Below are 520 nucleotides of genomic sequence, written 5' to 3' on the forward strand. Positions count from 1 at the left end.
GTGATCTGGGTCGCGGAATCGACAGTGAACGAGGCCGCCGGTGTCGCACCGAAAGTGACTGCTGTGGCTCCGGTGAGGTTGGTCCCGGTGAGCACGACTGCCGTTCCGCCGGTGACCGGACCGGCAGTGGGCACAACCGTGGTCAGGGTGGGAGCCGGAACATAGGTGTAGGCGACGCCGTTGCTGGTTCCGCCTGCGGTGGTGACGGTGACTTGCACCGTTCCCGTACCTGCCGGAGCGACGGCCGTGATCTGGGTCGACGAGTTGACCGTGAACGAGATCGCCGGTGTCACACCGAAACTCACTGCGGTGGCTCCGGTAAATCCAGTTCCGGTGAGAACGACCGTCGTCCCACCGGTGACCGGACCCCGTCCTACCTCGGCACCACCGTCGCCTCCAGCGTGGAATCGCGACATAGGTGTACGTGACCCCGTTACTGGGTCCACCTACCGTCGTGGCGGTGACCTGCACGGACCCCGTGCCCGCCGGGTGACCGCGGTGATCTGTGTCGCGGAGTCGA

Annotated in this window: 1 protein-coding gene; it reads right to left on the reverse strand. The window is 66.0% G+C overall.

All coding sequences use genetic code 11. The annotated features are described in order from the left end of the window. On the reverse strand, nt 1-416 hold a 416-nt coding region (locus ON29_RS35160), incomplete at its 3' end, for an IPT/TIG domain-containing protein (protein WP_217999339.1). Nucleotides 417-520: the final 104 nt, after the last annotated feature.

The sequence above is a fragment of the Nocardia exalbida NBRC 100660 genome (genome assembly GCF_000308575.1).
Classification (GTDB): Bacteria; Actinomycetota; Actinomycetes; order Mycobacteriales; family Mycobacteriaceae; genus Nocardia; species Nocardia exalbida.